This window comes from Trichocoleus sp. FACHB-90 (assembly GCF_014695505.1).
GTDB classification, from domain to species: domain Bacteria; phylum Cyanobacteriota; class Cyanobacteriia; order Cyanobacteriales; family FACHB-T130; genus Funiculus; species Funiculus sociatus.
Genome location: NZ_JACJOK010000026.1, coordinates 76,179 through 90,579, shown reverse-complemented (window position 1 = coordinate 90,579; position 14,401 = coordinate 76,179). Strand labels below are relative to the sequence as shown.

General features: G+C 45.8%; 12 protein-coding genes. 9 read left to right on the top strand and 3 right to left on the bottom strand.

Annotated features, from left to right (window positions below; all coding sequences use genetic code 11):
• Positions 1-56: 56 nt before the first annotated feature.
• The 4 genes from H6F74_RS07955 (at position 57) to H6F74_RS07935 (ending at position 3,052) form a co-directional block, all read left to right on the top strand.
• The gene (locus H6F74_RS07955) at positions 57-209 is read left to right on the top strand and encodes a hypothetical protein (protein WP_190438770.1); all 153 of its coding nucleotides are present in this window, start codon (positions 57-59) and stop codon (positions 207-209) included.
• 153 nt (positions 210-362) lie between these two features.
• On the top strand, positions 363-1,469 hold the full coding sequence (locus H6F74_RS07950; RefSeq protein ID WP_190438767.1) for a ParB N-terminal domain-containing protein: 1,107 nt from the start codon (positions 363-365) through the stop codon (positions 1,467-1,469).
• A 3-nt stretch (positions 1,470-1,472) separates the two neighbouring features.
• Positions 1,473-2,360 carry a restriction endonuclease gene (locus H6F74_RS07945; protein WP_190438765.1) on the top strand — a complete coding sequence of 296 codons (888 nt, stop codon included), beginning with the start codon at positions 1,473-1,475 and terminating at the stop codon, positions 2,358-2,360.
• A gap of 452 nt (positions 2,361-2,812) precedes the next feature.
• Positions 2,813-3,052 (top strand): hypothetical protein, encoded by a 240-nt coding sequence (locus H6F74_RS07935; RefSeq protein ID WP_190438749.1) that lies wholly within the window; start codon positions 2,813-2,815, stop codon positions 3,050-3,052.
• A 208-nt stretch (positions 3,053-3,260) separates the two neighbouring features.
• On the opposite strand, the gene metH is transcribed toward H6F74_RS07935, so the two are convergent.
• Positions 3,261-6,845 carry a methionine synthase gene (metH, locus tag H6F74_RS07930; protein ID WP_190438746.1) on the bottom strand — a complete coding sequence of 1,195 codons (3,585 nt, stop codon included), beginning with the start codon at positions 6,843-6,845 and terminating at the stop codon, positions 3,261-3,263.
• Positions 6,846-6,943: 98 nt separating this feature from the next.
• On the opposite strand from metH, the gene H6F74_RS07925 reads away from it, so the two are divergent.
• The 5 genes from H6F74_RS07925 to H6F74_RS07900 all read left to right on the top strand — a co-directional run bounded on the left by H6F74_RS07925 (position 6,944) and on the right by H6F74_RS07900 (position 11,214).
• The gene (locus H6F74_RS07925) at positions 6,944-7,606 is read left to right on the top strand and encodes a Uma2 family endonuclease (protein ID WP_190438745.1); all 663 of its coding nucleotides are present in this window, start codon (positions 6,944-6,946) and stop codon (positions 7,604-7,606) included.
• Positions 7,607-8,136: 530 nt separating this feature from the next.
• Positions 8,137-8,835: a pirin family protein gene (locus H6F74_RS07915; RefSeq protein WP_190438742.1), complete on the top strand. Its 699-nt coding sequence runs from the start codon at positions 8,137-8,139 to the stop codon at positions 8,833-8,835.
• Between the two features lie 243 nt (positions 8,836-9,078).
• A complete protein-coding gene (nblR, locus tag H6F74_RS07910) occupies positions 9,079-9,774 on the top strand; it encodes a response regulator transcription factor NblR (RefSeq protein WP_190438739.1) in 696 nt (231 codons plus the stop codon).
• 24 nt (positions 9,775-9,798) lie between these two features.
• The gene (locus tag H6F74_RS07905) at positions 9,799-10,410 is read left to right on the top strand and encodes a DUF192 domain-containing protein (RefSeq protein ID WP_347269488.1); all 612 of its coding nucleotides are present in this window, start codon (positions 9,799-9,801) and stop codon (positions 10,408-10,410) included.
• A 612-nt stretch (positions 10,411-11,022) separates the two neighbouring features.
• Positions 11,023-11,214: a DUF2949 domain-containing protein gene (locus tag H6F74_RS07900; protein WP_190438736.1), complete on the top strand. Its 192-nt coding sequence runs from the start codon at positions 11,023-11,025 to the stop codon at positions 11,212-11,214.
• 435 nt (positions 11,215-11,649) lie between these two features.
• Here the strand turns inward: H6F74_RS07900 and H6F74_RS07895 are convergent, their stop codons facing one another.
• Both H6F74_RS07895 and H6F74_RS07890 read right to left on the bottom strand, forming a co-directional pair.
• Positions 11,650-12,804 carry an alanine--glyoxylate aminotransferase family protein gene (locus tag H6F74_RS07895; RefSeq protein WP_190438735.1) on the bottom strand — a complete coding sequence of 385 codons (1,155 nt, stop codon included), beginning with the start codon at positions 12,802-12,804 and terminating at the stop codon, positions 11,650-11,652.
• Positions 12,805-13,030: 226 nt separating this feature from the next.
• Positions 13,031-14,353 (bottom strand): hypothetical protein, encoded by a 1,323-nt coding sequence (locus tag H6F74_RS07890; RefSeq protein ID WP_190438734.1) that lies wholly within the window; start codon positions 14,351-14,353, stop codon positions 13,031-13,033.
• Positions 14,354-14,401 lie beyond the last annotated feature (48 nt).

Here is a 14,401-nt window from a genome sequence, read left to right as displayed (position 1 = left end):
AGTTTGGTGAGACGCGATCGCATTCTTGAAATGGTAAAAGATGCGATCGCATTTGCTTGCGCTGGTATGATGCCGATGCTCATTGGATTCCTATTCCGCAAGATCGAGAACGTCAACTGATTGAGAGAGAAAGGACACGAGTAGAGAGATTGGCAGAACAACTACGCACCCTTGGTGTTAAACCCAATTTAGATGCTGAGGCAGAGTGATACGAGGAGAGAAAGCGATTGCAATTTTACGTTGGTGGAGAAGCGAACCATTTACTCTAAGGCTCTATCTAGGTGTAGCCACTGATGTTTATTACTTCTCTAATGTGTAAGCATCGTACTTGGCTGTATTGAACCCCATTAAAAAGTAAAGCCATGTACAGTGATGAACTCGAACGACGTGAATTATCTCTAGATCAACTGTTCCTCGATCCTAATAACCCCCGCTTCTGGAATGAACGTGATAGGAAGAAGAAGTGTCCCGATGCCAAGATTTCCGATGAAACCATCCAGAAAAATACGCTGAGGAGAATTGAAGAATTTGGTGTGAAGGAGCTTCGTGATAGCATCCTTCGCAATGGTTTTCTACCGATGGATCGTATTGTTGTCCGTCCTATTGAAAATCAGGGAGAAAAATATGTTGTTGTCGAGGGAAACCGCCGTTTAGCAGCGCTCAAAAGCCTTCATATTCAGATAGAGGCGGGGAATGTAGACGAAGATGATATTGATGAGGATTACCCCAGCCGACTCAAAAATGCAACCCAAATTATCGAGGTATTACTCTACAAAGGTACTACCAACGACATCTCTTGGCGTCTCCAAGGCATCCGGCATATCTCTGGAATTCGAGAGTGGTCACCAGCGCAACAAGCGGTTCTAGTAGCACGGCTGGTAGAAGAGGGCAATTCTTTTACTATGGTAGGTCAGCAATTTGGGCTTAGTGGGAAAGCAATTGGGCGTCTTTATCGGGTTTACAAAGCTCTCGAACAGATGCGGGATGATGATGAGTATGGTGAGAAGGCACAAGACAACCAGTTTACCCTATTCGACGAAGCCTACAAGAATTCGGCAGTGCGTAATTGGCTTGAATGGAATGAAGAACACCACAGGTTTGATAACACTGACAACTTAAAGCAGTTCTATCGCTGGATTCTTCCGGATGAAGAACACGAAGACAAACGACGTATTCATAATCCAGATCATGTAAGAGTTTTAGCACAATTGCTAGAGAAGAAGCGTACTGACTTTGTCGGCGCGATTGAGCGGCACGAGATGACCATAGAGCAAGCTAAGGGCAATCTTGATGCAACATTAGGTAATGACAGCTACGATTGGTTGGCGCAGCTCGATAATGCGAAAAAGGCAGTGAGGAAGGTGCCAGGAGAAGTGATCACAGAAAAGCCAGATGAGTTAAAACATGAACTTTTGGAACTGCGTGAGTGTGTTGATAAAATGCTGAAATTACTGGAGAGATCCGTTTAGAGTATGAAGGTTGCTCAAATCGTCCGGGAAGTGGCATCCACTCTGGCAGATGCTTCAGTTGATAGAGACGTAGTGAACTTACAGCGCTTTTTAAGGGATCGTCTACAGCAAGAAGGCTTTTCAGCGCTAAAATCGACTGAGTTTGCTGAAGACTGGCTTCAACGCTTACATCAAGAACTGGAAGAGCAACTAACAGAATGGGATTTGCTAGGAATTCCACGCCCTCTTGTACAAGCCAGTTCACCATCGACATTTATTACGTTTCGACATCGTAACTATCACTCAGCAGTCGGAATACAAGGTATTCCAATAGACTTTCCCAGCGTATATGATTTTGTGGCATCCCTTGCACCGCGTGAATTTTTACTTGTTCCTGCTTGTTTACTACAGCTTGCTGGTTGCGATCCAATCATTATCACCGATGGCAGTGGCGATGGCGGTGTTGACTGCATAGGTCAAATTACAGCAGGTTCTATGCGCTCAATTTGCATTTTTATACAGGCACGGACGAGTTCAACCAATATCACGAAAGAGTCTGTACAGTTGGAATATGCGAAATTCCGAGATTTGCAAAGAACTGGACAGTTTATCGAATATTTAGCCGCATTAGGGAAAGGCAACTCAGCAGATGGTCGAGCTGCGTGCTATGCCATGATTGGGAGTGCTGAATTCCAGGCAGCAGCACGCGAGTATGCATCGCGTGAAGGAGTATTGTTGCGATCGCGTCGGCAAATAGCTTTTTGGCTATGTAAAAGCTTTAGCTTAGATAGTTTAATTCAACTACGAGAGAAAGTGGGTGCAACTTTAGTGCGGGATTTAAGTCGGAACATTGCCCCACTTATCGCATCATACCGTTGTGACGATACTGCTGAATGCGATCGCTACAATTAAAACAATCCCAAGCTTTCAACACAGCAGTATGGTACAAAAACTAGCAACCGATACCGCGCCAGCTATCAAATGAGGAACGCTGCCGCGAGAATGAGAGATTAACCCCAAACAGTTGTAAAGAGCGATCGCGGCTTGAGCATCTGTCAACACCGACAAAATTCTGGGGGTGTTGCGTTGGTTTCGCCGTGGGTAAGCGGGAGCAGCAATTACTCCCGCTTACAAACAACCTAAAAACGCAGCAATATAATCCAAACCTGGTGGGTAAAGCAGTAAGGCTCGTTCGCCGCTTAAACCCAAGGTTGGGACAGAAGGGATTTTTGATTATCTACTTTCCGTCTCAGGAAATTGGACAGGTGGCTTTTATGATGCAGAAGGCGATCGCATTCCCACTGATAATGGGACTCTAGACGACACCACTACCTATGGCATCTTGGGTAAGGTTGGTTTGAACTTTGATGAAAATCAACGCCTGCAATTTACGATCAATCACACCCGCGATCGCCGAGAAGTCAGCTACATCTCTGACACAAGCATTGAAAGTATCCCCGGCTGATCTGGAATGGCACTTCAATATACTCTTTTCTCCTTGTGTGGTTTGCTCATCGGCTTGGGCGGGTATGCCTTTCCCTACGTTGCGCGATGTAGAAAATATCGTCCCAGACTGCGATCGCGCTACAGAGCCTAATCCCTGAAAAAATTATGCTACTGTGCTGCACAGTAGAAATAATCTATCAGTTAATAGACATCTCCAGAAACGCTACAACTCGTGTAGGAAGGCTTTTTTAAGCTAATTTATATTGTTGATTTTAACCACTGACGGGGTGACAACCCCGTCAGAATTATGACTCCCCTCTCCTAGCAGGAGAGGGTTGGGGAGAGGTTAACCGATACGCCACCCGCTTACGCGCTGAAGTATTTAGCTGCTGGGTGATAGGCAATAATCGCAGTTGTAGATTGTTCCGGATAAAGTTGTTCGCTTTCATCCATGTGGAGATTGATGCGATCGCTTCCCAACAACTCTAACAACTTATACTGATCCTGAATATTCGGACAAGCCGGATACCCAAAACTATACCGACTCCCCTGATAACGCTGCGCCAAAATATCCCGAATATTATTCGGTTCTGATGCAGCCAAGCCCAATTCCCGCCGAATTCGGGCGTGAAGCCACTCCGCCACAGCCTCAGCCGTCTGCACCGCCAAACCGTGAAAATACAGATAATCGCTGTATTGATTATTCGCAAAAAGCTTCTGCGCGAACTCCGTCGCAATATCCCCCACAGTCACCGCCTGCATCGCAAACACATCAATTTGTCCCGACTCAACAGGCGCAAAGAAATCAGCAATACACAGCCGCCTCATAGACCTCTGTCGAGGGAAATTAAACGTCGCCATAGAGTTTAAACTCTGGGTGTCCTTCGCATCTTTGCGGTTCATCCCCTCCGGAGCGTACAAATACAACGAATTCCCTTCAGACTGACACGGGAAATACCCATAAACAACTTGCGGACGCAGCAAATTCTCCTCTAAAACTCGCTGCTTCCACTCCTTCAAAATCGGATAAACCGTCTCCTCTAAAAACTGATTGTAGTCCTCACGAGACTGCTCTTTCGGCTTGCGGAATTGCCACTGTCCAGCAATCAAAGCTTGTAAATCCAGATACTCAAAAACCTCCGCCAACGGGATATCTTCAGGCTGCAATAACTTACTACCCCAGAAAGGCGGAATTGGACGCTCAATATCGGTTGCTACCGCCTCAGAACGTCGTGTATCTTCAGGTTGGGACACCACCTCATCCTTGCCCTCTCCGCCTGCGGGAAGGGTGTTATTTTCTTCTCCTTCCACCGTTGACGCGGGAGGGTTGGAGAGGGAGTCAGATATTGCAACTTCATCCAAAAATCCCTGCAAATTATCCCAATTCCCCGCAGATTTTGCAGGCATCAATTTATCCATGAAATGCAAGTCAGAAAAAGCATCTTTGCCGTAAATTACCTTACCTTTGTAAGTGTTTTGGCAATCTTCATAGACAAATTTTGGGGTTAGTGCCGCACCGCCTAAAATTACTGGAACTGTAATTCCTTTTTGGTTAAAAACCTCCAAATTCTCTTTCATAAAAGCGGTGGATTTCACCAACAACCCGCTCATCGCAATACAATCAGCCTGGTGCTGTTCAAAAGCATCAACGATGTTATCAACTGGCTGCTTGATACCAATATTAACCACCTTGTAACCATTATTTGAAAGAATAATATCCACCAAATTCTTACCGATGTCGTGGACATCTCCTTTAACGGTGGCAATTACTACAGTTCCTTTGGCATTGTTGCCAGCATCTTTCTTTTCCATCAATGGTTCTAGATAAGCAACAGCCGCTTTCATTGTTTCTGCTGATTGCAACACGAAAGGTAACTGCATTTGTCCGGAACCAAACAACTCACCAACAACTTTCATGCCATCAAGCAGGAAAGTATTAATAATATGGAGAGGCGGATATTTTTCTAAAGCTTTGGTAAGTTGTTCTTCTAACCCGATGCGTTCCCCGTCGATGATGTGACGCTTGAGACGTTCTTCGACTGGTAGATTTTCATCCCCAGAGCGATCGCGTTTTGTGGTTTTCCCTTCAAACAGTGTGGTAAGCTCTCCCAAGGGGTCATAAACGCAAACATCGCCTTCAAATTTGCGCTCATCGTAAATTAGCTTGCGGCAGACTTCTTGATGTTCTGGCTCAATTTTTGCCAATGGTAGAATCTTGCTGGCGCTAACAATTGCCGCATCCATTCCCACCGCCATCGCCTCGTGCAGAAACATGGAATTCAGCACCACTCGCGCTGCTGGATTCAAGCCGAAGGAGACATTAGAAACGCCCAGCATAACGTGACATCCAGGCAATTCTTCCCGGATGCGACGGATAGATTCAATTGTGGCTTTAGCGTTAGCGCGGTCTTCTTCAATGCCCGTAGAAATAGGTAGAGCCAGCGTATCAAAAAATATCTCGTGAGCTGGGATACCGAATTCAACAGCTTGATGATATGCCCGGTGCGCGATCGCAAACTTCTTATCAGCCGTCCGCGCCATCCCATCCTCATCGATAGTGCCAATTACTACGCCAGCCCCGTACTTCTTCGCCAACTCCAACACCTTCAAAAAGCGCGGCTCACCATCTTCATAGTTAGTCGAATTGAGCAAACACTTACCACCAGAAACCTTTAACCCCGCCTCCATCTTTTCCCATTCCGTCGAGTCCAGCATCAGCGGCAAAGTAACGTTTGTTACTAACCTCGATGCCAACTCGTGCATATCACGCACACCATCGCGTCCCACATAATCCACGTTGACATCGAGGACGTGCGCTCCTTCACGCACCTGCGACTTAGCCAAAGACACCAGACCATCCCAGTCTTCAGCATTCAGCAAATCGCGGCACTTCTTAGAACCACTAGCATTTAAGCGTTCACCCACAATCAAGAATGAATTATCCTGGTCATAAGGCTGAGCGCTGTAAATCGAGGCACCCGCAGGCTCATAGCTAGGCTGTCGCTCCTTCGGTTGCAAAGTCTTGCCAATTTCTGCCAACTGTTCAATATGGGCAGGGCGCGTACCGCAACAACCGCCAATCACCTGCACGCCCAAATCTTCTACAAAGTGCATCAGCGCCATCCGCAATTCCATCGGAGTCAGGCGATAATGTGCATGACCGCCGACATTTTCCGGAAGTCCCGCATTCGGAATACAAGAAACTACAAAAGGCGAATGTGCTGAAAGATACTTAACATGCTCCGCCATCCGGTCGGGGCCAGTGGCACAATTTAACCCCAAAATATCAATCGGGTAAGGTTGCAGAATCGTCAAAACTGCGCTGATATCAGAACCCACCAGCATCGTCCCAGTGGTTTCCATCGTCACCGACACCATCAGCGCTCGTCTTTCGCCTTTCTTCTGAAATACTGACTCAACTGCATTCAGCGCCGCCTTAATTTGCAGCACATCCTGACAAGTCTCAACAATAAACAAATCTACGCCGCCATCAAACAGTCCTTCTGCTTGTTCTGCAAAAGAAGCTTGCATCGTGTCAAAGTCAATATGTCCCAGCGTCGGTAACTTTGTCGTTGGCCCCATCGAACCAGCAACAAATCGGGGTTTCTCCGGCGTAGAAAATTCTGCCGCCACCCGTTTCGCTAGTTCCGCCGCCTTTTTATTCAAACTATACGCTTCATCCGCCAAGTCATACTCAGCCAGCACAATAGACGCAGCGCCAAAGGTATCCGTCTCAATCACATCCGCACCAACCGCCAGAAAGTCGCGATGTACCTTCTCTACGGCTTCCGGCTTTGTGTATATCAGATACTCGTTACAACCTTCGTATTGCGCCCCACCAAAGTCTTCCGCGGTGAGGTTTTGCGTTTGCAGGTTGGTTCCCATTGCGCCATCGAAGACGATGACAGGGCGTTCGGGACTGTGGAGGCGAGTCAGGAAGGGGCTAGTCATAGATGGCGACGGCTTTAAAATATGAATTGAGTTAGGCTTTGAAGGATCAGCTTAATATATTTTGCAATATTTAATAGATTTCTGGAGTAATCAAAGCGATGAACGTGCAGACAGTGAATACATCTACTCTCCCACAAGAGCAAGTTACCACACAAGCAATTATTTTAAATGGCGTTAAATGGCAAACTTTTAAGGCATTGATGGCAGATGTCGGAGATAGTCGCGCTTGGAGAATTGCTTATGACCAAGGAGTTTTAGAAATCAGGATGCCATTACAAGAACATGAACAACCTAAAATAATGTTGGCGTATTTCGTTACAACCATAGCAGATTTGCTGGAAATCGAGACTATGGAACTGGGTGCGCTGCTCCTTGAAAGGGAAGATTTACGCCGTGCTATTGAGCCAGATACCTGTTTTTACATCCAGAATGAATCTCTAGTCAGAAGCAAAATAGTTGACTTGCAGACTGATCCACCACCAGACTTGGCAATAGAGTCTGACTATACAAGTTCTTCTCTCGATAAATTTACAATTTATGCCTCCCTCGGTGTTCCTGAATTGTGGAGATATAGAAGGCAAACACTAGAGGTTTATCATTTGGTAAACGGACAATATGAGCCATCGGCAAATAGCCTGGCTTTTCCATTTTTGCCAATAGCAGAATTGCCTGAATTTATTAAACAAACTAAAACTATCGGACAAAGAGCTGTTGTGCGTTTGTTTCGGGCGCGAATCCAAGAAATTTTACATCCGGATTAAGGGAACGCGGGTTGGTATCGAAAGTATGGCTCATCTGCGACATCCCCCATGAATCCAGCACAATTACCGTTTTCATCCACTAAATAACGTTATTCCTATGGAATATTAAAACTGACCTATCTTTTGGTTGTTTTACCCTTTTGGATACAGTATCCTTTTGGGTACTATCTTACTTTAAAGTGCATACTTTACATCTTTAGTCAATATACATTATATTTTAATTATTGAATCTAAAAGTAACTCTGCAACAATGAAATAACCAGTTATCGCTGATAGAAATCCAATTGTTTTAGAACTGGAAACAGGCACTTATTACTGGTGTAGTGGCGGACAATCTGAAAATCAGCTTTTTTGTGACGCTCACAAAGAAACAGAATTTGCTTTTGGGGCTTTTGAGATTACGGAAAAACAACCAAAAGCAATTTGCAACTGCAAATACACAGGCAATCCCCCATATTGTGACGGTAGCCATAGCAAACTTTAAGCTGTAATTCCTGCTGCTACATCTTTGAGGTAAATAGGAGTAGAAAATGATTACGCTTCGGAAATCAGAAAATCGAGGACACGCTAATCACGGTTGGCTAAACAGTTACCATACATTTTCCTTCGCTAACTATTACGATCCTGCTCAGATGGGATTTAGAAGTCTGCGCGTGATTAATGAGGATCGGGTACATTCAGGTAAGGGTTTTCCGACACATTCCCACAATGATATGGAGATTGTCACCTATGTGCTAGAAGGTGCTTTAGAACATAAAGATAGCTTGGGTACTGGTTCGATAATTCGCCCTGGTGATGTGCAGAGAATGAGCGCTGGTACAGGTATTGCTCACAGCGAGTACAATCATTCTCAAACTGAAGGAGTGCATTTTCTGCAAATTTGGATTTTGCCGAATAAAAAAGGGGTAAAACCAACTTACGAGCAGAAGACTTATTCTGATGAGGAAAAGCGGGGTAATCTTCGCCTAATTTTATCTGGAGATGGGCGCAGTAACTCGGTGACTATTCATCAAGATGTCGATACCTATACCACCTTACTTGATACTGGTGAGCAAGTTATCCACCAACTTAAACCCAACCGTCATGCTTGGGTGCAGGTAGCGCGAGGTAGTGTAATGCTGAACGACAACTTGCTAGAAGCAGGCGATGGTGCGGCTGTGAGTAATGAGGAGTCACTAAAGCTAGTCGGTAAGGAAATGGCAGAAGTGCTACTCTTCGACATGGCATAATCGGCAAATTACACCCTAATTTCTCTCCTTTGGTTGTCGAGTTAGGGGATGAGGGAAGTGCTATAGCAATCCTCGACAGAGTTGTGAGCCAGCCCTTCAGATGCCCGGCTTCTTAGAGAAGTCGGGCATCTCGCCTTCACGAATCATTTAGGACTGGTATAGAAAATAAAACTCTTTCCAAATAGGGATGCAGTGGTTTCAGCTAGACTGAAATAAAAAAGCAGCGTTGCGCCACTTTTGTTTATGTCTAATGTTGCATTTGACCGCAGCCCGTGTGTTTTACTTGTGGAAACAGACGAAGTTCTTGTTCAGCGTGTGAGTCTGGACTTAAGAGAAGCGGGATATACTACTGTTGTTGCGCCCGACTCCGCTAGCGCTTTCCATCAAGCGTGCGAACTCCAGCCAGCTTTGGTTGTTGTAGATCGAGTTTTGACAGGAGATTCCGGGCTAAAGTTGTGTACTCAGCTCAGAAATGCAGGCTCTCGTGTACCTGTGCTTCTGTTAATGGCACGGGATACGGTTGAGGATAGGGTTGCTTGTCTGGAGTCTGGTGCCGATGATTATTTTCTCAAACCTTATCGCACTGATGCCTTTTTGCAGCTGGTACGCCTCTATTTACAGCCGGAAGCTGGTGCTAATGAACAGTTACGATTTAGCGATCTGGTGTTAGACTTAGCTACTCGCCGAGCGATGCGTAACGGGCGAACGATTGATCTGACAATGAAGGAATTTGAACTGTTGAAGTATATGATGTCCCATCCCCGTGAGGTTTTGACCCGCGAACAGATTCTAGAAAATGTTTGGGGTTATGAGTTTATGGGTGAGTCGAATGTCATTGAGGTGTATATTCGATATTTACGTCTCAAAATTGAGGAAGAGGGGGAGAAGCGTTTGATTCAGACGGTGCGGGGTGTGGGGTACGTTTTGCGGGAAGCGTAAGTATTAAGGATGAGGGATGAATTTGTGAGTAGTCGGGTTAGTTTGCTCTGGATAATGCTTTGTGTGTTGCTGATGGGATGTTCGCCACCAGTATCATCAGAACTAAAAACGCCTTCTGGTGAGGTGCAGTTGGAACAAGCACCAACTTCTTTATCAGTGCCATTAGAATCTAAAACGCTTTCTGGTGAGGCGCAGGCTTCGGGAATCAAGGATAATTTGGGTCAAACTTTGCCAATTTCTGCTAAAGCTATCATCGCAGGTAAAGCGATCGCGTTGGAAGTGGCGCGGACCCCAGAGCAACAGGCTATGGGTTTGATGTACCGCACGTCTTTGGCGGATGACCGGGGGATGCTGTTTGAGTTCGGGACACCGCGACCAATTGGGTTTTGGATGAAGAATACGCTCATTCCTCTAGATATGATTTTTATGCGGGATGGTGTGGTGAAATTTATTGCGGCAAATGTCCCTCCCTGCACTACCAGTATCTGTCCTACCTATGGCCCCGATACACCTACCGATCAGGTGATTGAACTCCGGGGAGGACGAGCCGCCGAACTGGGTCTAAAAGTAGGCGATCGCGTTACCATTGAGCAGCTGGATAGAAATACGGATACCCCTACACGCCCAGCTTTGTAATTCTTATCAATCCAATTTAAAATTTAACTCATACTATTCGCGCATTTGTTACCAAAGTAAGGTAATCTTTCCCAAGATAGAGTTTGAGGCTGAAGTTTTAATTTAAAGTTAACGCTTAAACCTCTTCTCGCTTCAAGAGAGTTGGTTCCTCTAAGGATGAGAGAGTGTGTAGGTGTGTAGGTGTGGGGTGGGTGTAAAAGAAGCGCTCTTAGGAAGTAAATCTCTCCTTTTACAGAGGGATGAAATTTAAATGGTGAAGTAAAAAAACATTAAGCAAAGTTTAATTTTTGACAATTGGTTGGGGGTTGGCGGAAACAGTGGAACCACACTTTGGTTTCCGATGTCTTTGTCACCAAACAACCCCGCTCAAAGGTAACTGGAAACTAAGCCAGTTATATGCCTATGTTCGTTAATGGTAGAACCATCTGCCCAATTGTCACAAGAAGCTGGTGATCTGTGACACCTGAATTCGGTCAGGTAAAAGGAAAATAGTAGGGAAGCAGCTTAGATAACGGTGGACAGATATGATTCTGTCTATTGATACTTTAAACAAGCAGCGTTTTAATTACAAAATAACAAAACAGACTTTGACAAAAGGAGGTGAAAGCTAATATGGCACCTGCAAGCTATACTCGGTTTCTTCGGTTTTTACAAGAAGATTTGGCAATATCCAAAGCTTCAATTTCGATCGCTTTGCGGCATCGGGAAAACGATCCAGGGCCTTTGCCGATGATTTTATGGCAGTACGGTTTAGTAACGCTAGAACAGTTAGATCAAATTTATGATTGGCTGGAAACTGCATAACAATTCATGACTCGGCGAGGAGCAAAAAAGTCATGTCAATATTGGGCTTTGGTATGATCCTGTCCCACAGAAGAAGACCTAGGAGGTTCAATCTGTTACAATTTATCCAAACAAAGAGAGCAGGTCGATAAAAGACCCGCTCTTTTTTGTTATTAGGACAAGGGTTTCGCCTCTCAGTAATGGAAGTCTTTAATTGCAGCTTTCACTTAATTAACATCAATACAACTTAGCTGAAAGTGCAAAATTTGATAAAATATATAGTGATAACACCCGTTGGTCGTCCGGGCTGGGCAGGCGTGAAACTGGTGCTAAAACATCTGCCAACGTTAAAAGCAAAGTACACGGAACTTCCAAAAGCTAAGTGGAAGTAGGTCACAAAGATTTGATAATTGTAGGGTGGGCATTGCCCACCCTATTAAACTAATTACTAATCGCTTAAGATTGGGCAAACACTCTGGCAGCAGCCGCAACACCAGCACCGGGAGTAAAGCCTTCATATCCTACTTCGCGCAGGGTGGCTTCCAGGGAGGCAACAGCTGCGAGAATATCGCGATCGCTCACAAATCCCAAGTGACCAATACGGAAGATTTTGCCTTTGAGATGGTCTTGTCCGCCAGCCAGAACAATGTCAAACCGCTTTTTCATCACCGACCGGATTTTTTCGGAATCCACCCCAGTTGGTGCCACAGCAGTAATTGCCGGACTACCAAAACCATCAGGGGCAAATAAAGGTAAGGACAGCCCTTTCATCGCTTCGCGGGTAGCATTCATCAAGCGCTGGTGCCGCCCATAGATAGATTCCAACCCCTCAGCCTTCATCATCCGCAAGGCGGTATGCAACGCTACCATCAGGTTAACTGGCGGAGTGAAGGGGGTAGTATTTTTAGCAGCATCTTTGCGATACTTGCCTAAATCCAGGTAGAAGCGGGGCAACTTAGCCGTTTTGTAAGCTTCCCAGGCTTTCGGCCCGACGGATACAAAGCCTAAACCAGGGGGAATCATGTAGGCTTTCTGGGAACCGGAAGCCACCACATCCAGCCCCCATTCGTCAATAGGCAAATTCACAGCCCCCAAGCTGGTCACAGCATCAACGATTATTAAAGCTTCGCCGTGGGCTTTGACATGACGGTTAATGGTTTCCAGATCGTTGAGAACACCCGTAGAAGTTTCGCTATGGGTGATAATAACCGCTTTGATTTGTTTGTCAGTGTCGGCTTCAAGTTTGGCGCGAATTTGGTCTGGATCTAGAGGTTGACCCCATTCGGCTGTAACTTTGTCAACATTTAAACCGAAAGCTTCGGGTAATTCTGCCCAGCGATCGCCAAATTTGCCGTTACAGCCAACCAACACGCGATCGCCTGGACTCAAAAAGTTAATAATGCCAGCTTCCATCGCCCCCGTACCGCTGGCAGTTAAACACAGTACATCATTCTGTGTCTGGTGCAACCACTTTAGGTTTTCTGTCACCTCTGCCATCAACTTGCCAAATTCGCCGCTGCGGTGTCCGAAGGGGTGCTTGGCTAAGGCTAGGAGTACCTGTTCCGGCACTGGGGTAGGGCCGGGAATCATCAGCATTAGCTTGTCATCCATTGATCTGTCCTTAAAGTTGAAGAGCGCATTATTTAGGATCGCACATCTATAGCTGATTGCTAATGGCTAATTACCACGTTGTCAATTACCATCAGCTATTAGCAATTAATAAATGAGTTGTCAAAATTCATGAACCGCTTTGGCGGAGCGTTGGCGTAAGCGATCGCGCTTAGGAAGATTTAACGAGTAACTTAGAATTGCTACATTAGCCATTAGCAAATAAATACTAACTAACTTCTGGGTTCGCTGGCGGAGTCTTTCTTAAGAAAGCTGGCAAATCTACCTGCAAATTTTTGTTTGGTGGAGGAGATGCTATAGGTGTTGGAGAAACTGGCTTAGAGAGTTGAGAAGCGGCGGCGGATTGGGTTGTCATCAGCAGTTCCAAGAGTTCATCTGGACAGTCTGCGATGACTTTTTCCATTACCTCCTTGAGTTGTTGAGCAAAGGCGTTGGCTGTACCGTAGCGATCTTTCCAATACTGGATAGCTGCTTCATATTCGCCTGCTTGCTGGGCAGATTTAAGAATTTGCTCTTGCAGGGTGCCTATTTGTAACTCAAGTTCGGCGGTGCGGGAGGAATGGCGATCGCGTGATTCTGCCAGTTCATGACAAGCTTGTTGAAGTCGAGCCTGAATCTTCAGCTGTTGCTCCAGCTGACTTTCTAAGGCTTCAATTTGGCGGTAAAGGGTGTCAATGGTGGCGTTTTGTTCCGAGACGAGGGTTTCAGTCTGATGGAGTGTCACCGTTAGTTGTTGTTGATCTTCCAGGGCTTCGTGGGCTTGCTGGAGATGATCTTCTAGCTGATTTAGAGTAGCAGCGCGATCGCTTAACCGACGATACAGCGCCTCAATTTGTTGATGAGACTCGGCTAGCTGCACCTCCACACTTCTCCTCAAGCTTCGAGCCTCTAGAATTTCTGCTTCTAGCTCCTGTACTCGTAAGACTTGAGCTTCCAGAGATGTTTGTCTCGTCTCTATCTCCTGCTGCAACAACTTTTGACCAGCTTGAACAGCCCGACGGCTTTGAGCCAACTCTTTTCGCAGCTGTCCTAGTTCTCCTTGCTGCGATAAAGCGTTTTTTTCAATAGTCGCCAACAATTCTTGAACAGTTTGGTCTTTGAGTAGCGCTTGTGTTTCTTGCGCTTCTAGAGCCTTTTGCTGCTCGGCTAATTCTTGTTTTAGTTGAGAAAGAGCCTGCTGTTGAAGGTTAGCTACTTCCTCTGTTGAGGCTAGCTGGGCTTTCAAAAGGTTTCGTTCGCCAAGTTCGAGTCTTAGTTCATTTACACAAGCTTGGGACTCTTGCAAAGCCTGCTCTAACTGATTAATGCGCTCTAATTGCTGTTGGTCATGAGTTACACGAGCATCCGCCGCCTTAGCTGCTTCTCGCCATTGTTCCAACTCTTTGAGTAAAGCTTGACGTTCCTGCTCCCAAGATTGTCCCTGGTCTGGTTCGTGAGGTTGTTGGGTAGCATCAGCATTCGTTTGTTCTGCTTCTGCTAACGCCTCCTGGGAATCCCACCAGAAACGATTACTTGAATCTGGTTCAGTCACTCCTAACCTCCCAGAAATCAATAATAGTTTTGGTGCATCCAGCAGCCA